Source organism: Flavobacterium sp. GNP011 (assembly GCF_056428925.1).
The window spans coordinates 111997-133137 of sequence record NZ_JBWJVJ010000002.1 but is presented as its reverse complement, the minus strand read 5'-3'; the positions used below and the strand labels follow the sequence as shown (position 1 = coordinate 133137).

The 21141-nt window shown below is 34.8% G+C and carries 17 protein-coding genes and 1 riboswitch; of the genes, 14 read left to right on the top strand and 3 right to left on the bottom strand.

Features of this window, described 5'->3' with window-relative positions:
* The first annotated feature begins 31 nt into the window (after positions 1-31).
* On the top strand, positions 32-2587 hold the full coding sequence (locus AC061E_RS03185) for a sodium-translocating pyrophosphatase (RefSeq protein WP_478284961.1): 2556 nt from the start codon (positions 32-34) through the stop codon (positions 2585-2587).
* An 86-nt stretch (positions 2588-2673) separates the two neighbouring features.
* Here the strand turns inward: AC061E_RS03185 and AC061E_RS03180 are convergent, their stop codons facing one another.
* Together AC061E_RS03180 and AC061E_RS03175 are read right to left on the bottom strand one after the other, a co-directional pair.
* Positions 2674-3288, bottom strand: coding sequence for a deoxynucleoside kinase (locus AC061E_RS03180; RefSeq protein ID WP_478284960.1), 615 nt, complete (start codon positions 3286-3288; stop codon positions 2674-2676).
* Positions 3288-4079 (bottom strand): hypothetical protein, encoded by a 792-nt coding sequence (locus AC061E_RS03175; protein ID WP_478284959.1) that lies wholly within the window; start codon positions 4077-4079, stop codon positions 3288-3290. The genes AC061E_RS03180 and AC061E_RS03175 overlap by 1 nt, the downstream gene beginning before the upstream one ends.
* A 113-nt stretch (positions 4080-4192) precedes the next feature.
* Here AC061E_RS03175 and AC061E_RS03170 point away from each other — a divergent pair, with 113 nt between their 5' ends.
* From AC061E_RS03170 to AC061E_RS03160, 3 genes are all read left to right on the top strand, one after another.
* Complete coding sequence (locus AC061E_RS03170) at positions 4193-5089, top strand: GLPGLI family protein (protein ID WP_478284958.1); 897 nt, start codon at positions 4193-4195, stop codon at positions 5087-5089.
* A gap of 31 nt (positions 5090-5120) precedes the next feature.
* Positions 5121-7871: a carboxypeptidase regulatory-like domain-containing protein gene (locus AC061E_RS03165; protein ID WP_478284957.1), complete on the top strand. Its 2751-nt coding sequence runs from the start codon at positions 5121-5123 to the stop codon at positions 7869-7871.
* 368 nt (positions 7872-8239) lie between these two features.
* Positions 8240-9148 carry a carboxypeptidase-like regulatory domain-containing protein gene (locus tag AC061E_RS03160; protein ID WP_478284956.1) on the top strand — a complete coding sequence of 303 codons (909 nt, stop codon included), beginning with the start codon at positions 8240-8242 and terminating at the stop codon, positions 9146-9148.
* Positions 9149-9440: 292 nt separating this feature from the next.
* Here the strand turns inward: AC061E_RS03160 and metK are convergent, their stop codons facing one another.
* Entirely contained in the window at positions 9441-10691 is a 1251-nt protein-coding gene (gene metK / locus AC061E_RS03155) for a methionine adenosyltransferase (protein ID WP_478284955.1), read from the bottom strand.
* An 806-nt stretch (positions 10692-11497) separates the two neighbouring features.
* Between metK and AC061E_RS03150 the strand changes: the two genes are divergently transcribed.
* The 10 genes from AC061E_RS03150 (at position 11498) to cysD (ending at position 21064) form a co-directional block, all read left to right on the top strand.
* Positions 11498-11710, top strand: coding sequence for a hypothetical protein (locus AC061E_RS03150; RefSeq protein WP_086453330.1), 213 nt, complete (start codon positions 11498-11500; stop codon positions 11708-11710).
* Positions 11711-11936: 226 nt separating this feature from the next.
* A riboswitch (SAM riboswitch) is annotated at positions 11937-12044 on the top strand.
* A 77-nt stretch (positions 12045-12121) separates the two neighbouring features.
* Entirely contained in the window at positions 12122-13084 is a 963-nt protein-coding gene (locus tag AC061E_RS03145) for an alpha/beta fold hydrolase (RefSeq protein ID WP_478284954.1), read from the top strand.
* 17 nt (positions 13085-13101) lie between these two features.
* Positions 13102-15516, top strand: coding sequence for a bifunctional aspartate kinase/homoserine dehydrogenase I (gene thrA / locus AC061E_RS03140; protein WP_478284953.1), 2415 nt, complete (start codon positions 13102-13104; stop codon positions 15514-15516).
* Between the two features lie 92 nt (positions 15517-15608).
* Positions 15609-16043 carry a hypothetical protein gene (locus AC061E_RS03135; RefSeq protein WP_478284952.1) on the top strand — a complete coding sequence of 145 codons (435 nt, stop codon included), beginning with the start codon at positions 15609-15611 and terminating at the stop codon, positions 16041-16043.
* 74 nt (positions 16044-16117) lie between these two features.
* Positions 16118-16549, top strand: a complete 432-nt coding sequence (locus tag AC061E_RS03130; protein WP_086453334.1) for an OsmC family protein — start codon at positions 16118-16120, stop codon at positions 16547-16549.
* A 90-nt stretch (positions 16550-16639) separates the two neighbouring features.
* Positions 16640-17812 (top strand): trans-sulfuration enzyme family protein, encoded by a 1173-nt coding sequence (locus tag AC061E_RS03125; protein ID WP_478284951.1) that lies wholly within the window; start codon positions 16640-16642, stop codon positions 17810-17812.
* Positions 17813-17947: 135 nt separating this feature from the next.
* Positions 17948-18358: an RrF2 family transcriptional regulator gene (locus AC061E_RS03120; RefSeq protein ID WP_478284950.1), complete on the top strand. Its 411-nt coding sequence runs from the start codon at positions 17948-17950 to the stop codon at positions 18356-18358.
* A gap of 113 nt (positions 18359-18471) precedes the next feature.
* Positions 18472-19374: a sulfite exporter TauE/SafE family protein gene (locus AC061E_RS03115; RefSeq protein ID WP_166136111.1), complete on the top strand. Its 903-nt coding sequence runs from the start codon at positions 18472-18474 to the stop codon at positions 19372-19374.
* 11 nt (positions 19375-19385) lie between these two features.
* On the top strand, positions 19386-20090 hold the full coding sequence (locus AC061E_RS03110; protein WP_478285114.1) for a phosphoadenylyl-sulfate reductase: 705 nt from the start codon (positions 19386-19388) through the stop codon (positions 20088-20090).
* Positions 20091-20164: 74 nt separating this feature from the next.
* Entirely contained in the window at positions 20165-21064 is a 900-nt protein-coding gene (cysD, locus tag AC061E_RS03105; RefSeq protein ID WP_086453338.1) for a sulfate adenylyltransferase subunit CysD, read from the top strand.
* The last annotated feature ends 77 nt before the right edge of the window (positions 21065-21141 follow it).

Here is a 21141-nt window from a genome sequence, read left to right as displayed (position 1 = left end):
ATAAGTATTAACTATAAACCAAACCAAAATTATGAATACAATTATGATTTATTTGCCAATCGCCATGGCATTCATTGGACTGGCATTTATGTTTACAAAACGAGCATGGGTTTTAAAACAAGATCCAGGTGACGGTAAGATGAAGGAGATTTCAGATTACATTTACGAAGGCGCTTTGGCTTTCCTCAAAGCAGAATATCGTTTATTGACTTTCTTTGTTGTTGGAGCCAGTATAGCATTGGCTGGTATTTCGTTTATTGTTCCCACAACACATATATTAATAGTAGTAGCTTTTATTTTTGGTGCATTCTTCTCTGCTTTGGCAGGAAATATGGGAATGAAAATAGCCACCAAAACAAATGTTAGGACTACACAGGCTGCTCGTACGAGTTTGCCGCAAGCTTTAAAAGTATCTTTTGGTGGTGGGACCGTAATGGGACTTGGTGTTGCAGGTTTAGCGGTATTAGGTTTGACTACCTTCTTTATATTTTTCTTTCATTTTTTTATGAACGGTGTTTGGACTTCAACAGATGACATGACCATTGTTTTAGAAACATTAGCAGGTTTTTCACTTGGAGCTGAATCAATAGCGTTATTTGCGAGAGTTGGTGGCGGTATTTACACAAAAGCCGCCGATGTAGGTGCCGATTTAGTAGGTAAAGTAGAAGCAGGAATTCCCGAAGATGACCCTCGTAATCCAGCTACAATTGCAGATAACGTGGGAGACAATGTAGGCGATGTTGCTGGTATGGGTGCTGATTTATTTGGCTCTTATGTAGCAACCGTTTTGGCAGCAATGGTTCTTGGGAATTATGTGATCAAAGATATGGGTGGAGCTATTCAAGATGCTTTTGGAGGTATTGGACCCATTTTATTACCAATGGCAATTGCCGGTTTTGGAATTTTATTTTCAATTATCGGAACCATGTTAGTGAAAATCACAGATGACAATGCCAAAGAAGCACAAGTACAAAAGGCTTTGAATATTGGTAATTGGGTTTCGATAGGTTTGACTTTAGTAGCTTGTTACTTTCTAGTGCAATACATGTTACCAGAAACCATGAAAATGGATTTTTTTGGAGAAGGAACTAAAGAGATTTCGTCCATGCGTGTTTTTTACGCCACAATTGTAGGTTTGGTTGTAGGTGCGGTTATTTCATCGGTTACTGAATATTATACGGGCTTAGGTACAAAACCGGTAATGGCTATTGTACAAAAATCAAGTACGGGAGCGGGTACCAACGTAATTGCAGGATTAGCAACCGGAATGATTTCAACTTTCCCGACTGTTTTATTATTTGCGGCAGCGATTTGGTCTTCGTATGCGTTTGCAGGATTTTATGGAGTGGCTTTGGCGGCATCAGCAATGATGGCAACCACAGCGATGCAATTAGCAATCGATGCTTTTGGACCTATATCGGATAATGCGGGCGGAATCGCAGAAATGAGCGAATTACCTAAAGAAGTACGTACCAGAACCGATATTTTAGATTCTGTAGGGAATACAACAGCAGCAACTGGGAAAGGATTTGCTATTGCTTCGGCAGCATTGACATCACTAGCCTTATTTGCAGCTTATGTAACATTCACGGGAATCGACGGAATCAATATTTTCAAAGCGCCAGTTTTGGCCATGTTATTTGTAGGTGGAATGATTCCGGTAGTGTTCTCTGCCCTAGCCATGAATTCAGTGGGGAAAGCTGCTATGGATATGGTGTATGAAGTACGCCGTCAGTTCAGAGAAATTCCCGGGATTATGGAAGGTACTGGAAAACCTGAATATGCGAAATGCGTTGATATTTCGACCAAAGCCGCTTTGCGCGAAATGATGTTGCCAGGTGTTTTGACTATTGGTTTTCCTATTGCTATTGTACTTTTAGGCAAGTTAGTGTATTCAGATAACAACCAATTAATAGCAGAAATGTTAGGGGGTTATATGGCTGGAGTTACCGTTTCGGGTGTGTTGTGGGCCGTTTTCCAAAATAATGCGGGTGGTGCTTGGGATAATGCTAAAAAATCTTTTGAAGCGGGTGTGATGATTAATGGTGAAATGACCTATAAAGGATCTGATGCGCACAAAGCAGCGGTTACTGGTGATACAGTTGGTGATCCTTTCAAAGACACTTCGGGACCATCTATGAATATTTTAATCAAATTGACTTGTTTGATAGGTTTGGTTATTGCGCCAATTTTAGGAAATGGTCACTCAGATGTAGCTACAGTTAAGTCCTGTTGCGCTGCTCATTCAAAAACAGAAATGGTTTTCATTATGGGCAAATGTGACCCTTCAAAAATGGCTAACATGAACAAAGCAGAATGTGAAGCGATGTGTAAAGAAAACGGATGTACACCTGAACAAACAGCAAAATGTCTGGCAAATTTTGATGCAAATGGTAAATATAAATATCAAAAAACAGATTGTTTTGATACCAGTAAATACGAGAAAAAAACCGTTAATGTTAGTATCTCTTCTACAGATGGAAAGACTGTTGGGAAAGTAACTAAAATAGAAAACGGAAAAACAACAACAGAGGTTTTTGAAGGTACAGAAGCTGAAGTAAAAGCCAAAATTGATGCTGTGAAGTAAAACAGCATATCAATTAATAAAAAAAATGCCTTGCAATTTGCGAGGCATTTATGTTTTATAATATCAGGGTATCTTTTTGTGTTATTCTAAAACAACCCGTTCAATTCGGCATCAATACGGTTGAAAATAGTCCCTAAATCTTCCGGGTTATCAACAAAGTTGATGTTGTCTACATCAATAATTAATAATTTTCCTTTGTCATACGTTTGAATCCAGCCTTCGTATCTTTCGTTTAATCTACTCAAATAGTCTATGGAAATAGAGTTTTCATATTCGCGACCGCGTTTGTGTATTTGCCCTACTAGATTAGGAATTGAGCTTCGCAGGTAGATTAATAAATCAGGTGCTTTAACCGTTGATTCCATCAATTCAAACAAAGAAGAATAATTTTGAAAATCACGATTGGTCATTAAACCCATGGCGTATAAGTTGGGAGCAAAAATGTGCGCATCCTCATAAATGGTTCTGTCCTGTATGATTTTTTTCCCGCTTTCGCGAATTTGCATCACTTGACGAAAACGACTGTTCAAGAAATAAATTTGTAAATTAAAGGACCAACGTTCCATTTGATGATAAAAATCATCTAGATAAGGATTGTCAACTACATCTTCAAAATGCGGTTCCCACTTAAACTGTTTCGCTAATAATCGGGTTAAAGTTGTTTTTCCTGAACCTATGTTTCCTGCTATTGCTATGTGCATTACGGTATTGTGATTTTATAATTGCTAATTCCTGATGGTGTAAAAATAGATAAAATTTGGTCTTTGTAATGAAATTTGACAAACGTTTTTTCGTAAATTACCAACTGTATTTTTTGTTCTTTTGCTACATCAACAAAGTATAATTCTCCGCTTTTAGAATAAATGTATTGGGTGTCATTTAAAAGGGCAATACAATCAAAATCAGGTGTGCTGTGTATTTTTTTTATTTTTCCAAAAATATCACACGCGTACCAGTTGTTTGTGGCATCAATCCATTGGAACAAATTGAAATCAGTACTGTAAAATATAATGTTTTCACTTAAGGGTGTCGCAAGTGTTTTGTAATTCTGATTCAAATAATCGTACAAGCCTATTTGTTGATTCATGCTGTTATAAACCCAAATCTGGTTTTGAGAAGCTATACCTACCGCTGTTGCCACTATTGGTGTTGAATTTTCTGAAAAATTTATTTTTTGAGTCTCATTCAATTGATTGTCTAAAGTAATAACCGTATTGAAATTTTCGTAAAATAAAACTAATTTGAGAGGGTTTTGTAGATCGACCTTTGTGATTTTCCCCAAAGAAATGTTTTTGTAATCCAATCTTTCGCTCCCATTAATTTTTGAAAAAACATCATTTTTAATGGTGTAATAAAAACCAAAAGAGTCGTATCCTAAAAAATCATCAGCATCCACAGCAATCGTGTTCAATTTTGTTGCAATTGTTTTCTGATTTTGACAAAAACCTATTGCTGAACAGTAAAATAGGGTCAAAAAAACTAATTTTTTCATAAAGTAAAAGTACAATTAAACCAAAAGCGTAATTGATTGTCTTAGTATTTATTTAACAGTATCGTTGTAACAAAAATACTATTATCTACTCTTATTTATTAAAAACCATCAAGATGCAAAGATTAATTTTAACATTGGTAATCGCAGTAGTTTCCTTTTTAGGGTTACAAGCGCAGGAATTTCAAGGAATGGCCGTTTATGAAAGTAAAACGAGTACTTCTGATTTTAAATCCAGAATGGAAGGCAACAAAAACATGACGCCTGACATGCAAAAAATGATTGAAGAACGAATGAAAAAAATGTTCGAAAAAACATTTATTCTCAACTTTAATAAAACGGCTTCCATTTATAAAGAAGAAGAAAAATTAGAGGCTTCAAATCAAGCAGGTGGCGGATTCCGAATGATGTCAAGCTTTGCAGGAGGCGGGGGAACTTATTATAAAAACGTAAAAGACAAACAATACAGCAACGACAAAGAGTTCATGGGTAAAGAATTCTTGGTTAAAGATTCGCTTACAAGTCTAGCTTGGAAAATGGAATCCGAAACAAGAGTAATAGGCGGGTATACTTGTTACAAAGCTACTGCAACAAAGAAACCAAGCGCTACAGATTTTAGAAATATGCGTCCTCGTAAAGATGATGCTGAAAAGAAAGAAGGAGCAAAACCTGCTGAGGAGAAAAAAACCAATTTTTTGGATGCTGTTGAGGTGTCAAAAGAAATCGTAATCACTGCTTGGTATACGCCTGAAATCCCAGTGAGTCAAGGACCTGAAGGCTATTGGGGTTTGCCTGGATTAATTTTGGAAGTAAATGATGGACGCACAACTATTTTGTGTTCAAAAGTAGTTTTAAACCCAAAAGATAAAGTTGAGATTAAAGCGGTTGCAAAAGGAAAAGTAGTTTCGCAAAAAGAATATGACGAAGCCGTGATGAAAAAAATGGAAGAGTGGAGAGAGATGAATCAAGGACGTGGCGGAAATGGCGGCATGCAAATGCGTTTTGGAAATTAATCCGAACACCTTAGAAATATACCCAATTAAAATGAGAAAAATTTTATTACTGATCGCCTTCATAACGGTCTCAATTTCTTTTGCACAAAATATCCGTTTGGAAGGATTGGTTCAGGACAAAACAAAACTGCCGTTGGAAATGGCCAATGTGATGGCGGTGAACCAAACGACCAAAGCCATGGATGCGTACGCCATAACTACGGATAAAGGAAAGTTTACCTTAAATCTTAAATCCAATACAACTTATGTAATCAAACTAAGTTATTTGGGAATGCAAAATAAAGAAGTCACTGTAACTACACTTGCCGAAAATATGGTTCAAAATATTACCATGGAAACTGGTGGTATTGAATTAGACGGTGTTGAAATTGTACGCGAAATGCCTGTTTCCATCAAAGGGGATACCATTGTTTATAATACAGATTCGTTTAAAACAGGTGAAGAGCGCAAGTTGGAAGACGTATTCAAAAAGCTACCTGGGTTTGAAGTAATGGCTGATGGACAAGTACAAGTTGAAGGGAAAAAAGTGGCTAAGTTGTTTGTAAATGGCAAGCCCTTTATGGAAGGAGATACGAAACTAGGTTCTAAAAACATTCCGTCTGATGCGGTTGATAAAGTGCAAGTACTGCGTAATTTCAACGAAGTATCGCAAATGAAAGGACTTGAAAACAACAATGATGATATTGCACTGAACATCAAACTTAAAAAAGGAAAAGATAAGTTTTGGTTTGGTGACGTGAGTGGAGGATTGGCTAATGATAAAGGATATCTCTTTAACCCAAAAGTATTTTACTACTCCCCAAAAACAAGTATCAACGCCATTGTGAATTTGAATAATATTGGTGAGGTATCATTGACTTCTGCTGATTTTTTCAGGATAACGGGTGGTGCTCGAAATACGATTGGTCGAAGTGGAACTTCTCTTACCTTAAACCGAAATTTCTTTGGACTTTCTGGTGGTGATAATGTAGCCAAGGCGAGTGACAAATTTGGGGCGTTAAATTTGAATCACTCCGTTTCAAAAAAATGGACTCTATCTAGTTTTGCAGCCTATTCTTCTACGTTTAATCAGTCTATTACCAATTCAGAACGTGGTATTTTTGAACCGAACACGACCAACATTGCTACTTTAGAAAATAGAAAAAACAGAACAGATTCCAAAAACAATGCTTTCATTGCCAAATTTGGTTCTAAGTACAAAGCTAATGATAGCTTTCAACTGGATTATGACGCGTTCTTTAGAAAAAATGACCAACAAGATGTAGACAACAGTCAAACTAATTTCACTTCTACTTCAAACGGAAATACGGTAACTAATAATAATACAGTTATTGCTTTTCAAAAACAAGCACCAGCCTCTTTCAACCAGAGTTTGAACTTGTTTTACACGCAAAATCCAAAGTCTACATGTGTACTGGAAATGCAACATCATTACGAGGATGAAGATCCATTTTACAATCCGCAACTTTCGGTAAATCCGTATCAAAATGCAAATTCGACAAATCCGAACGATCCAAGCGCTGTTTTTGTAAACGAAAATGCGCTGAATATCGAGCAATCTCGTTTTGTTAAAACCAATAAACTAGATGCTAAAATCGATTATTTTTATCAAATTTCGAACAAAAGTATATTGAATGTAACAGCGGGAAATACGAATGCTTTTCAATCGTATAATTCGAGTATCTTGCAAATTCTTCAAGATAATTCAGTAAATCCGGTGGAGCAAGCGGCCTATAATAATGATGTGCGTTATCATTTTAATGATGCTTTTATAGGGTTGCATTATAAGTTTATTAGAGGTAAGTTTACCTTTAACCCTGGATTTTCTGTGCATCAATACAATACTTCTAATGAGCAATTTGCATCGCCATTCAAACTTAATTTTACTAGATTATTGCCTGATATGTTTGCGCGTTGGGATTTAAAAAAATCTGAAAATTTGACCTATAATTTCAATGTTCGAAACGGTTTTAACGATGTAAATGCCTTGGTTGAAGGTTTTATCTTTACCAATTTTAACAGTTTATCACGAGGAAATGCAAAATTAGAAAACTCACTTATTACCAGCCATCGATTGAATTATTCTAAGTACAACTTGTATAATTTTACTACGATTTTTGCAAACATCAGTTATACAACGACCAAAGATCCAGTAGTCAATGGAGTTTCTTTTCAAAGTATTTATTCCACTTCGGATCGTTTGAATTTGGACGCCGAAAATGAAAACTTGAACGGAAATGTATTTTACTCTAAAAGTTTTCAAAAGTACTATAAATTAACGGCAGGAGTTAATGCAAGTTGGAGTAAGAATTTTGTTTTGAACAGAAGAGTTAGTAACGGAGCAACTCAGGAATTTATTCAAGGGATCGAAAATGTGAATCACGGATACAATTTGGCTTTTGCAACGCAGTTCAAAAAATATCCAAACGTAGATTTGGGTTATCGTGTGAATTTCTCAGAGCAAGCATCAAATAAATTTACAACTCAAACTCCAACAGTAAAATTAAATTATTATTTCTTGAATGGTTTAAATGTCAACTGGGATTATGCATTTAATCGTTTTAAAAATGAAACCAACGGCATTACAAACGATTTCAAAATCATGACGGCAAGTTTGAATTACATCAAAAAAGACTCGAAATTTGAATATCGAATTCAAGTAAACAATTTATTGAACACCAGATCTAGATTGAACAACTCTTTTAGTGTAAATGGTTTTAATGCGAATGAAAGTAGAATTTTGCCTCGCTTTGTAACCTTTATTGTAAAGTATAATTTATAGGTTTTATTTCGAAACAAAAGGGGATTTAGTTGTAGCTAAATCCCCTTTTTTATATACTTTGTTTTGATTTTTTACAATCCAAAAGTAGGTTTAACTTAGTCAACAGAATAAATTTTTTGATTCGTTTTTATTAGTGTTTCATCAGTGATTAATTTTGAAATCTTTTGCTGTGTGGTTTGTAATTCTTTTTTTCTATGTTTGTAGCATAAAATTATTCTTACGATTTTTTGGAGTTCTTAGCTTTTTCGTGAAAAATGAAAGAGTATGATTTAAAATACAAATAAAAAAGTAAATAATTAAATCTAAACTTTAATCAGATTCGACTCAAATATTTTAAATAAAATATGAAATTTATAAAACTTGTATTCATGACAGTTGTTATACTTTGTTGTAGAGGTATTGTTTTTTCACAAACAATTTCGGGAGTGGTTCGAGATTCCCTTAACGATAGACCCATTGGTTACGTTAATTTTAATTTAATTAAATCTAAAACTGGGTTTTTAAGTAATGATCAGGGATTGTTTCGTTATAAGTTAAATAAAGTAGATGGGCTAATGACTGTTTCTTATTTAGGATATCAATCGATATCAGTTGACCTATCTAAATATAAGGAGAATAAAGATTATAACCTAAATATTGCGTTATTGCCAGTGCCAATAGAACTTGATTCAGTAACTGTGTATGATAAAAAAGTATCATATTCAGTTATTGCATTACCAGTAAAAGAGGCATCTACATTCAACCGTAATCTTTTGAAACACAGGGAGTGTATTTTAATCAATAATAGTTTAGAAAAGGATGGGTTTCTAAAAGATATTTCGGTTAATTTTGAGACAAAACACAATAGCTACAAGCAAACCGTTTTAACTCATTTTATATTTAATTTCTATGAATACAATGTTTCAACTAATACACCTGGTGATCTTATTGAAGTTGTGAATGTTGTAGGTGAGACAAAAGGCAATTTTTTTAAAAGATATTTTGACTTAGAAAAGTATAAAATTCAATTTTCTAAAAATGGTGTTTGTGTTAGCTTAATTGTTGTCGAGAGAAATGCTGTAGACAACACAACCGATAGCGATGATCTTAATAACGTATATAAGTCTGTCTCAGATTTATTCACTTTTTCTGAGAATGTTTCTAATTTTCAGATCCCATTGTGGATAAAAGGGAATAAATATCCAGATGAGTGGACTAATGACAAATTGAAATATTTGACAAATAATATTATAGGTTGTGATGTTAGTTTCAAAATTAAAGTAAAATCCCAACGATGAATTCTGATTGAGTTAAAGAGGACTTGATTATTGTTTATCTTTAGAAATTTTCATCTATAAACTAGAAACAATATAATAACGTATTAGTCAATTTTTTTTGGTTAAAACAGATTGATTTATATTCAATATATACCAAGTGAAAGGGGTAATCTATAAAAGGAAGTAGTTGTTTTTAGTAATTAGAAAGTGGAAAATTAATTAAGAATTTAAAGGAATAGTTCGTTTATCTAAAATAAAAAATGCCATTTCGAAAATTTATCGAAATGGCAATTTTAATATATAAAGATACTTTTTACAATCCAAAAGCAGTTTTTACTTGATCTACAAAATCTAATTTTTCCCAAGTAAACAATTCTACTTCAACTGTTTTTGTTAATCCACCTGGAGCAGAGAAAGTCTTAGTTACGGTTTCTGGAGTACGTCCCATGTGTCCGTAAGCAGCAGTTTCGCTATAAATTGGGTTTCTTAATTTTAATCGTTGTTCGATGAAGTACGGGCGCATATCGAAGATAGCTTCTACTTTTTTAGCAATTTCACCGTTGGTCAAATTTACTTTTGAAGTTCCATAGGTATCAATAAAAATTCCCATTGGCTTAGCCACACCAATTGCGTATGATACTTGTACCAAAATCTCATCGGCAACACCAGCTGCAACTAAGTTTTTAGCAATATGACGTGTTGCATAAGCAGCAGAACGGTCTACTTTACTTGGATCTTTTCCAGAAAAAGCACCACCACCGTGAGCTCCTTTTCCACCGTAAGTATCTACAATGATTTTTCTTCCTGTAAGTCCAGTATCTCCGTGAGGTCCTCCAATTACGAATTTCCCTGTTGGGTTAATGTGGTACTGAATAGCATCATTAAATAAATGAGCATGCTCCGGATTTTTAGCAATGATTCTTGGGATCAATATTTCGATAATGTCTTTTTTGATTTTAGCAAGCATAGTAGCTTCTTCGTCAAAATCATCGTGTTGCGTAGAGATAACAATCGCATCAATACGAGTTGGTTTGTTATCGTCGCTGTATTCTAAAGTTACTTGCGATTTTGCATCAGGACGCAAATACGTAATTTCGTTATTTTCACGACGCAAAACAGCTAATTCTTGCAATAATTTGTGAGACAAATCAAGTGCCAATGGCATGTAATTTTCAGTCTCGTTAGTTGCATAACCAAACATCATTCCTTGGTCACCAGCGCCTTGCTCTTCTTTGCTTGCTCTGTCAACACCTTGATTTATATCAGCAGATTGTTCGTGAATAGCAGAGAGAATACCGCATGAATTGGCTTCAAACATGTATTCACTTTTGGTATAACCAATTTTTCGAATCACTTCACGTGCAATATTTTGCACATCTAAGTATGTATTTGATTTAACCTCACCAGCCAAAATAACTTGGCCAGTAGTTACTAAAGTTTCACAAGCTACTTTTGATTCAGCATCAAATGCTAGAAAGTTATCAATTAATGCGTCTGAAATTTGATCTGCAATTTTGTCTGGATGTCCTTCGCTCACAGATTCTGACGTAAATAAATAGGCCATAAGTTTTATTATTTTATAAAATTAAGCGAGAAAAAATAATTGCTGAAAAGGTCTAAAGGAGAGTTCCTGCTTTAGCATTTTTTTACTGAAAATTATTCAGTATTCACAATGAATTAATTTCATTATGAAGAGGTTGCAATCAGTTCAAATTTTTCCTCTTGTATTTGGGTGCAAAGGTATGAAACCATTTTGAATTGCATATTAATCTTAACTTTTTTTTACTGTTTTATCTTTCGGAAATATTTTTTAAATCAAAAACAAAATTAGCGACATAAAAATTTTGTACTTTAAAAAACATTTGCGATATTTGATAATCAAAATAAGTAATCATGAAATCATTTATTTGCAATATGTTAAAGGTCGCACAGGGAAATTCCTGAGGGTTGCTTATTGCATAATTTGAACTAAATTATATAGTAAAGCTTCCCAATATTTGGGAAGCTTTTTTTTTGAAATACCACTAAGAATAAAAATTTATGAATACACTAAAATGCCAACAAAAAATGTATGCAATAGCGCCTATTTGTGCTGTTGTACTATTTGATATATCGTGACCCCGAAAGGACAGGTTGATAAAACTAAACCCCTTTTGGATTCGTATCTAAAAGGGGTTTGTTGCTTTTAGCACTACTGCAATTTTTAGAGAATAAAAAAAATAGCATTTGATGAAAGTTTTTTTCAAGATTAGGAACAAAAAAGAATAAAAAAATACAATAAAAATTAAATCATAGTAAAAACTGGTATTGAAGTTGATACTAAAAAGGAAAAATAATCAGTACACAATTAATAACTTAAAATGAACAACAATGAAAAACAACAATTATTTTAGTAAAGCAATCCTTTTAATAAGGCAAGGATTATGGGGGTCAAAAAAAAGTAACACTACTGCTCCAGTGGTAAATGAGCTAGTTCATCCTAGATTTGAGATGGATACAAATGATGATATTGCACTTAAGGCAGTGCCAAATTCATTACTTTTTTTAATGTATTCTAAGGAAAATGATGTCCTTTTTATCTAGTGATTGCAAATGTATTTTAACTTGTGAGGAAATACATTTTAAATTATGGTTGCTGTTTTAACGGAGTTTTGGTCTAAAACGACATATTTCTTTGTTAAAACAGCTTGCTTTTTGCATACTTTTGCGAATACCGCAAAATTAATTCAGTCTAAACTTTGCAGAAAAATTTGCTCAGAATAAAAATTAGTGCTTTATTTGCACTCACAAAGTTCACAACTGTATTGAAATGTTATAAAGAAAGGCAGAGGGATTAGACCCGATGAAGCCTTAGCAACCCTTCGATTTATCGGAGAAGGTGCTGCATTCTACCACGCCCATCGTGGAAAGATAACACTAAGAATTTGTCTAGATAACACCTAGCTTTCTTTCTAATATTTCCAAACACAAGTCCTAATTATAACAGATTTGAAATTGGAAAATAAACCAACAACAATTACATTACACAATTTCACCACGGAGTCGGGTGCAATTTATGCTATCCTAAACTTAAGTTATCAAGTTTTTGGGTTGCCTTTGTATACAGCTCCCATCGTTTTGGTCAATCATGCGCTAACCGGAAATTCGCAGGTGGTGGGCGATAATGGTTGGTGGAATGACTTAATTGGCGCCAACAAAACTATTGATACTACAAAATATACCGTACTTGCTTTTAATGTTCCCGGAAATGGATTTGATGGCGCTGTAATTGAAAATTATCTTGATTTTACAGCAAGAGACATCGCTAGAATTTTTATAAAAGGCCTTCATTTGCTTGAGGTTAAAAATCTCTACGCCATTATTGGAGGTTCTGTGGGTGGCGGAATTGCTTGGGAAATGGTTGCATTAGAACCAACAATAACCCAAAAATTAATTCCTATTGCTACCGATTGGAAAGCTACAGACTGGCTTATTGCCAATTGTTTTTTGCAAGAACAAATTCTTAATAATTCATCTAAACCTATTCAAGATGCCCGCGCGCACGCGATGTTATGTTATAGAACTCCAGAATCATTTGCGGCAAAATTTCAGCGAACAATTAATGAGGAGATAGCCATTTTTAATGTTGAAAGTTGGTTGTTGCATCATGGCGAAAAATTGCAACAGCGTTTTCAATTGGCATCCTATAAAATCATGAATCAATTATTGAAAACCATTGATGTCACTCGCAATAGGTCTTCGTTTGAAAATACAATCGAAGCTGTAACGGCAGAAATTCACATCATTGCCATCAATTCGGATTTGTTTTTTACCGCAAGTGAAAACAAAACCACTTTTCAAACATTACAAAAATTAAATAAAAAAGTCAGTTATCAAGAAATAGTTTCCATTCACGGACACGATGCTTTTTTGATAGAATACAAACAATTACACAATTTGCTTCAGGATTTATTCTAAGCTAAAAATACAACACAATGAAAATATTAAAATTTGGAGGTAAGTCGTTATCAAATGGTGACGGATTAAATAAGGTGGTTGCCATAATAACAGACAAAGTAAATCAGGGCGAGAAAATTGCAATTGTGGTTTCGGCACGCGGTAATGCTACGGATGAGTTGGAACAAATTTTAACCATTGCTTCTCAAAACGGAGATTACAAGCCACTTTTTGAAGATTTCAAAACCTACCAGCAAGATATTTACGACGCTGTTGATTTGTCTGAAGAGTTTACTATTTTAGAAAAATTGTTTGAAGGTGTAAGTCTGATTGGCGATTACAGCAAAAAAATCAAAGACCAAATTTTGTCTAAAGGCGAATTGCTTTCGGCAAAATTACTAACGGCCATACTTATAGAAAATGGAATCCATGCTCGTTTTACCGATACGCGTGAATTGATAAAAACGGACGCTAAATTTGGTGATGCACAACCCTTAGAACAGCTTTCGAAGAAAAATGTGGTTGCTTTTTTCAAGCAAAACACCGAAAATACGGTAAATGTAATCACAGGTTTTATTGGTTCTACCACTAATAATGATGCTACAACTCTAGGCAGAAACGGGAGTAATTATACCGCTTCGTTGATTGCGAATTATTTAAATGCCGATGAATTACAAAATTACACACACGTTGACGGAATTTATACTGCCAATCCTGATTTAGTTGTAGATGCTAAGAAAATTGATCACTTATCGTTTAATGAGGCGAATGAGATTGCAAATTTTGGTGCCACAATTCTGCACGCCAAAACCATCATTCCACTATTAGAAAAAAATATTCCGCTTCGAATTTTAAATACTTTCAATCATGAAAATAAAGGGACTTTAATTACTTCCAACTCTAACAAGGAAGGAATTAAAACGCTTTCGGTTCTTGAAAATGTGGCTTTGGTAAATCTAGAAGGAAGAGGTTTACTTGGGAAAACAGGTGTCGATGCTCGAATTTTTAGAGTAATGGGCGACAATAATATTAGTGTGAGTATCATTTCGCAAGGTTCATCAGAGCGTGGAATAGGCTTGGTTGTGGCTGCTGACAAAGCTACTACGGCCATGATTGAATTGGAAAAGGAATTCGAAAATGATTTCTATTCGAAAGATGTCAATAAAATAACTGTTGCTGATGATGTAGCTGTCATCTCTATTATTGGGCAGGATTTAAGCACGTTTCACAAACCTTACACGGCTTTAATCAAGAATAAAATAGTTCCAATTCTCTTCAATAATACGGTGACGGGCAAGAATGTGAGTTTGGTCGTAAAAAAATCACAACTTCACAAAGCCTTGAATGTGATTCACGGAGAGATTTTTGGCGTAGCCAAGAAAATAAATATTGCTGTTTTTGGTCACGGTTTGGTGGGAGGCACCTTGATAAATCAAATTTTAGAATCGGCAGCAGCCATTGAAAAAAGAAAAGACATCAAATTGAATGTCTTTGCGATTGCCAATTCTAAAAATGTACTTTTGAATAAAAACGGTGTGACACCCAACTGGAAAAACGAAATTCAAACCAACGGATTCTCGTATACAATTGATGATGTGATTGCCTACGCAAATGAGCATCATTTAGAGAATTTAATTGCTATTGATAATACTGCAAGTGCTGATTTTGTCAAGAATTACATTTCGTTAGTAGAAAATAGTTTCGATTTGATTTCATCAAACAAAGTAGCCAATACGTTGAGTTATAGTTTTTATAAAAAATTGAGAAAAGTTCTGGCAGAAAACCAAAAGACGTATCTTTATGAAACCAATGTTGGAGCAGGATTGCCGTTGATTGATACTATTAAATTGTTGCACCTTTCTGGTGAAAATATCACAAAGATTAAAGGAGTTTTCTCCGGAACATTGAGTTATTTGTTCAATAATTTTTCGGCCAAAGATGCGCCGTTTAGCGAAATTTTAAAAGAAGCCATCGATAACGGATATACCGAGCCAGATCCAAGAGAGGATTTATGCGGAAATGATGTAGGTCGAAAATTATTGATTTTGGCTAGAGAATTAGACTTGCAAAATGAGTTTGAAGAAATTTCGATTCAAAATTTAATTCCAGAACATTTGCGTAGCGGAGATGTAGGAGAGTTTTTGAATAAATTGACGGAGTTTGATCCTATTTATGCAAAAATAAAAGCTGATCAAAAACCGAATCACGTGTTGCGTTACATTGGAGAATTATCGGGAGATTTGCAAAATGACAAAGGAAATCTAGAAGTAAAATTAGTTTCGGTGCCATCAGATACGGCTTTGGGCGGATTGAAAGGTTCAGATTCTTTCTTCGAAATTTACACTGAATCGTATGGAGACCGACCAATTGTAATTCAAGGCGCAGGCGCAGGATCAGCTGTAACGGCTAGAGGTGTTTTTGGTGATATTCTAAGGTTGTCTGATAAAGGTTAGCCCCCTAACCCCCGAAGGGGGAATTAAAAGATCTGAGATTGCAGACTAAGGAATTTTGATTTTTAAAGTTAATTATGGAAAAGTATTAAAATATGGATTTAAATGAAGTTTTAGAATTTTTGAATAAATTAAACTGGCTTTGGTCTTTTTCGGGAGGAATTATAGCTTATTTTATAACAAAGAAGATTGATGTAAGTCTTGGTTCAAAGTCTAAAAAAGATGAGGAAATAAGGGAAATTAAGAGAAAGCGATATGAAGAGTTTATCGAAGCAATAGAGTCAATTCTTTCAAGAAAAGGAGGTTTGTCAGAGGATGAATATTTTAGGGAATGGAATTTAGTTTATGCGAAAGCTTATATTACTATACCAGATAGCATCTTGAAAAGAATTAAGGAGGAAACAGGAGGTTTTTTTGATGCAAATAGTAGAAAAAGTATTTATTTAGAAATTAGAAAAGATATGATTGGTAAAACTAATTTAGAAGAGGATGATTTATGCTATTTTGGTAAATTAGAAGATAAAAAATAATAATTTAAAACAAGACTTACCTCCAGTCTTAGCTCCCTTTACGCCAAGGCGAAAGGGTCGTGGAGGGGAATAATATGAAAATAACATTAAACAGAGTAAACGATAATTTCCATTTCGAATTAAAAAACGAAAGAGGGCATTTGGTAAACGTAGACAGCCGTCCTGAATATGGAGGAAATGATATGGGTGCCAGTCCGATGGAATTAGTATTGATGGGAGTTGCTGGATGTAGCGCCATTGATATGATTTCGATTTTAAAAAAACAACGTCAAGAAATCACGTCTTTCAAAGCTGAAGTTGAAGGCGAACGCGTACAAGTTGGAGAAGCAAAACCTTTTAAAAATATCCATGTGGTGTTTTATTTAGAAGGTGATATCAAGGAAGACAAAGCCGCAAAAGCCGCACAACTTTCTTTTGAAAAGTACTGCTCGGTTTCCAAAACATTAGAACCAACGGCAACCATACATTATAAGGTAGTTTTGAACGGAAAAGCTCTTAGCGATTAGTCATTAGCTTTTAGCAACAAAACAAAATATTAATAATATGCATTGGGTATTAGCTAGAAGCTAAAAGCCAATAGCTAAAAGCTTATTAAAATGAACGAACAAGAATTTGGTTTCGAAACCCAAGCCATACGCAATCAGTTAGAAAGAACACAATATTTAGAGCATTCGGTACCTTTATACCTCACGTCTAGTTTTGTATTTGAAGATGCCGAAGACATGCGTGCCTCATTTGCAGAGGAAAAAGACAGGAATATTTACAGTCGTTACAGCAACCCAAATAACAACGAATTTATTAGCAAAGTATGCGCTATGGAAGGAGCTGCAGCTGGTTTTGCCTTTGCATCAGGTATGGCTGCGGTGTATTCTACTATGGCTGCTCTATTAAGTTCAGGGGATCATATTGTTTCTTCGAGCAGTGTTTTTGGTGCAACACACTCGTTGTTTATCAATTATTTTCCAAAATGGAACATACAAACCTCGTATTTTGACATCAATCAACCCGAGACTATTGAAGGTTTGATTACTCCTGATACAAAAATTCTTTTTGCAGAGTCACCAACCAATCCTGCGGTTGATATCATTGATTTGGAATTGCTAGGAAATATTGCCAAAAAGCACAATTTAATTTTAATAATTGATAATTGTTTCGCAACGCCTTATTTGCAGCAACCTATCAAATGGGGAGCGCATTTAGTGGTGCATTCTGCTACCAAATTAATGGATGGTCAAGGTCGCGTTTTGGGCGGAATAACAGTTGGGGATGCTGATTTGATTCAGAAAATCTATTTGTTTTCCCGACTTACAGGTCCAGCTTTATCTCCTTTTAATGCGTGGGTCTTGTCTAAAAGTTTAGAAACATTAGCCATTCGATTAGATAGACATTGTGAAAATGCCTTAAAAGTAGCGGAGTTTTTAGAGAATCATCCTCAGGTGAATAAAGTGAAATACCCTTTTTTAAAATCGCATCCTCAATATGAAATCGCACAAAAGCAAATGAAGTTAGGCGGAAATATTGTTGCTTTTGAAATCAAAGGAGGATTAGAAGCTGGAAGAGCTTTCCTAGATAAAATTAAATTGTGTTCGCTTTCGCCAAATTTAGGTGATACCAGAACTATTGTTACGCATCCAGCTTCAACAACGCACAGTAAATTGTCTGTCGAAGAACGTTTGGCGGTGAGTATTACCGATGGATTAGTGCGTGTTTCAGTAGGTTTAGAAACCGTAACTGATGTAATTGCCGATTTGGAGCAGGCTCTTTCGTAAGATTTCAGATTTGGGATTAACGATTTTAGATTGTAGTTTTGGTGTTGGTATACTTTCTCTAAAATTAAATCGAACGTTATTCGTTTTTGTTAACGCAAAGATCAATGATCGTTAATCCACAATCAAAAATAGATTATGCTCTCAAAAAAAACAAAATACGGTATCAAAGCATTGACCTTTTTGGCGCGCCGAGAAGACCAAACTCCTGTTGCGATTGCGGATATTGCCAAATCTGAAAATATCTCACTCAAATTTTTAGAGAGTATTTTATTGTTGTTGCGCCATTCTGGTTTTTTGGGAGCCAAAAAAGGAAAAGGCGGCGGTTATTACTTGATAAAAGAACCGAAGGACATCAGCATGGCCAAAGTATATCGCATTCTTGAAGGGCCTATCGCCTTGTTGCCGTGTGCCAGTCATAATTTTTATGAGCCTTGTGACGATTGTACAAATGAAGCCACTTGCGCCGTTCGTAAATTAATGACCGAAGTGCGTGATAATACGCTTATGGTTTTGGAAAATAATAGTTTAGCTGATATTGCATTTTAAGTTTTAATTAGAAAAATGTTTTGTAATTAAAGTAAATATGTTATTTTTGCACAATAATCTAGTAACCCGATAGGGTAAAAGTTTTTAAATTGAATTTTGTTGAATTGAAAGGAATGAATAAAGAATTAAAAGTGAATAATAATACCGAAAGCCCTGCGACAAGTTTTGTAGAACGATTATGGGTGCTTGTTCCTGCAATTTTGTTGATAGGATTATTGGCAACATTAGTGTACAACCACCATGATGAATTTTCAGTGGATGGCTTGATAGCCGGTTTTGATCAAGAGTTTTTAATTTTTTTCTGTATTGGAGTATTTGCACAGTTAGTAGATGGAACGTTAGGAATGGGTTACGGAGCAACTTCAACTTCATTTTTATTAGCTTACGGAATTCCGCCTGCTATTAGTAGTACAGGTGTTCACGTTGCTGAAATGTTTACAACTGGAGCTTCGGCAATTTCACACCATCGTTTTGGAAATATCAACAAAAAGCTAGTAAGACATTTGTTAATTCCAGGTGTTTTGGGTTCTATTACTGGAGCCTATTTGTTGTCGGATGTGATTGATGGAGAAGTGATAAAACCATTTATCGCTTTGTACATGATTGGGTTAGCAGTCATCATTATTAGGAAAGCATTAAAAAAGAATCTGGTAAAAAAGAAAACTAAAAAACTAGGTATTCTGGCAACTTTTGGTGGTTTTATGGATGCTGTAGGAGGCGGAGGTTGGGGACCGATAGTGACTTCTACTTTATTAGGAAATGGACGAAATCCAAGATATACAATTGGCTCGGTGAATGCAGCAGAGTTTGCAGTAGCTTTTTCAAGTGGAGTAACATTTATGCTTTTTGGAGGTATTCAAGGATGGCAAGTAATTATTGGATTGATTTTAGGAGGAGTAATGGCAGCTCCGTTAGCCGCATTTTTAGTGAATAAGATTCCAAGGAAATCAATGATGATATTAGTAGGTGTTTTAATTATTCTTTTGAGTTTAAAAACCTTGTCAAAACTGCTGTAAAACGAAATAAGATTATGAGTAAAGAATTAGTAGCGGCATTAGTAGTGCATACAAAAGACCTTAGTTTAGAGGAAACGTTTGTTTATTTAGCTGCAGAATATAAAGATAAAGTTGTTTTTTCGACCTCTTTTGGTCAAGAAGACCAAGTAGTTACAGCAATGATTGCCAATAGTGGTGCTGGGGTTCAAATTTTCACATTGGATACAGGTCGATTGTTTCAAGAAACGTATGATGTTTTTCATAAAACTCAAAAAAAATACAATCAAAATATTAAAGTATTTTTTCCAGAGGCAGCTGCAGTAGAAAATTTATTAGAGACTAAAGGACCTAATAGTTTTTACGAATCAGTTGAGAATAGAAAAGAATGTTGCTCCATTCGAAAAGTAGTTCCTTTACGCAAAGCTTTAAAAGGAAATTCGGTCTGGATAACTGGTTTGAGAGCAGAGCAATCCGAAAACAGAAATGATTTGGCACTTTTTGAATACGATGCACATTTTGAGATTATTAAATTCAATCCCCTCTTAAAATGGACTTTGCAAGAAGTAGAAGATTATTTAGAAAAAAATAATGTACCGCAAAATGCATTACATAAAAAAGGATTTGTGAGCATTGGTTGTGCACCCTGTACGAGAGCCATCACTCCAGATGAAGACATCAGAGCCGGAAGATGGTGGTGGGAATCCAGTCATAAAGAATGCGGGTTGCACCAGAAATAATTATGAATTATAAATTATAAATGATTGTTGGAATCTTTAAATTTTTCAATCGTTTAAATCTTTACAATAAAAATATGAGTTCAGTATTAAAAACAAACGCTTTAGAAAGCGAAGCGATATATATTTTCAGAGAGGTAATTTCTCAGTTTGACAAACCTGTGTTGCTTTTTTCGGGTGGAAAAGATTCGATTACGTTAGTTCGCTTGGCGCAAAAAGCTTTTTTTCCAGCTAAGATTCCGTTCCCATTGTTGCACGTAGATACAGGGCATAATTTTCCTGAAACCATTGAGTTCAGAGATAAATTGGTTGCTGAGCTAGGATTAGAACTAATTGTGCGCAATGTACAAGATGCGATTGATCAAGGAAAAGTTGTCGAAGAAACCGGAAAATATTCTAGCAGAAACAGCTTGCAAACCACAACACTTTTAGATGCTATCGAAGAATTTAAATTTGATGCATGTATTGGTGGAGCACGTCGTGACGAGGAAAAAGCCAGAGCCAAAGAGCGAATTTTTTCGGTACGAGATGATTTTGGTCAATGGGATGAAAAAAATCAGCGTCCTGAATTGTTCGATTTGTTGAACGGAAAAATAGAGAACGGTCAAAACGTACGTGTTTTTCCAATTTCGAACTGGACTGAGCTAGATGTGTGGAGTTATATCGAACAAGAGCAAATTGAAATTCCATCGATTTATTTTTCGCATAAGCGTAAAGTATTCTTACGTGATGGTATGATTTGGTCTCACTCTCCATTTGTTTACCAAGAAGAAAACGAAGAAATTGTAGAACGTATTGTTCGTTTTAGAACGGTAGGTGACATGAGTTGTACGGCAGCAGTTGATTCTTACGCAGCAACAATTTCTGAAGTAGTGGGTGAAATCAGATCTTCAACAATTTCAGAAAGAGGCGCTAGAATCGACGACAAACGTTCAGAAGCAGCGATGGAAAAAAGAAAACAACAAGGATACTTTTAGAATACCAATTGAAAGATTTAAGGATTTAAAAATTAAAAGATTTAAGGTAAGGAGTTTTTAAAACTTGAAACTTTAAA

Bases quoted from the DNA above. Each gene is read 5' to 3' on its own strand.
- AC061E_RS03185 (WP_478284961.1), top strand. From the start codon at position 32: ATGAATACAATTATGATTTATTTGCCAATCGCCATGGCATTCATTGGA.
- AC061E_RS03180 (WP_478284960.1), bottom strand. From the start codon at position 3,288: ATGCACATAGCAATAGCAGGAAACATAGGTTCAGGAAAAACAACTTTA.
- AC061E_RS03175 (WP_478284959.1), bottom strand. From the start codon at position 4,079: ATGAAAAAATTAGTTTTTTTGACCCTATTTTACTGTTCAGCAATAGGT.
- AC061E_RS03170 (WP_478284958.1), top strand. From the start codon at position 4,193: ATGCAAAGATTAATTTTAACATTGGTAATCGCAGTAGTTTCCTTTTTA.
- AC061E_RS03165 (WP_478284957.1), top strand. From the start codon at position 5,121: ATGAGAAAAATTTTATTACTGATCGCCTTCATAACGGTCTCAATTTCT.
- AC061E_RS03160 (WP_478284956.1), top strand. From the start codon at position 8,240: ATGACAGTTGTTATACTTTGTTGTAGAGGTATTGTTTTTTCACAAACA.
- metK (WP_478284955.1), bottom strand. From the start codon at position 10,691: ATGGCCTATTTATTTACGTCAGAATCTGTGAGCGAAGGACATCCAGAC.
- AC061E_RS03150 (WP_086453330.1), top strand. From the start codon at position 11,498: ATGAAAAACAACAATTATTTTAGTAAAGCAATCCTTTTAATAAGGCAA.
- thrA (WP_478284953.1), top strand. From the start codon at position 13,102: ATGAAAATATTAAAATTTGGAGGTAAGTCGTTATCAAATGGTGACGGA.
- AC061E_RS03135 (WP_478284952.1), top strand. From the start codon at position 15,609: ATGGATTTAAATGAAGTTTTAGAATTTTTGAATAAATTAAACTGGCTT.
- AC061E_RS03130 (WP_086453334.1), top strand. From the start codon at position 16,118: ATGAAAATAACATTAAACAGAGTAAACGATAATTTCCATTTCGAATTA.
- AC061E_RS03125 (WP_478284951.1), top strand. From the start codon at position 16,640: ATGAACGAACAAGAATTTGGTTTCGAAACCCAAGCCATACGCAATCAG.
- AC061E_RS03120 (WP_478284950.1), top strand. From the start codon at position 17,948: ATGCTCTCAAAAAAAACAAAATACGGTATCAAAGCATTGACCTTTTTG.
- AC061E_RS03115 (WP_166136111.1), top strand. From the start codon at position 18,472: ATGAATAAAGAATTAAAAGTGAATAATAATACCGAAAGCCCTGCGACA.
- cysD (WP_086453338.1), top strand. From the start codon at position 20,165: ATGAGTTCAGTATTAAAAACAAACGCTTTAGAAAGCGAAGCGATATAT.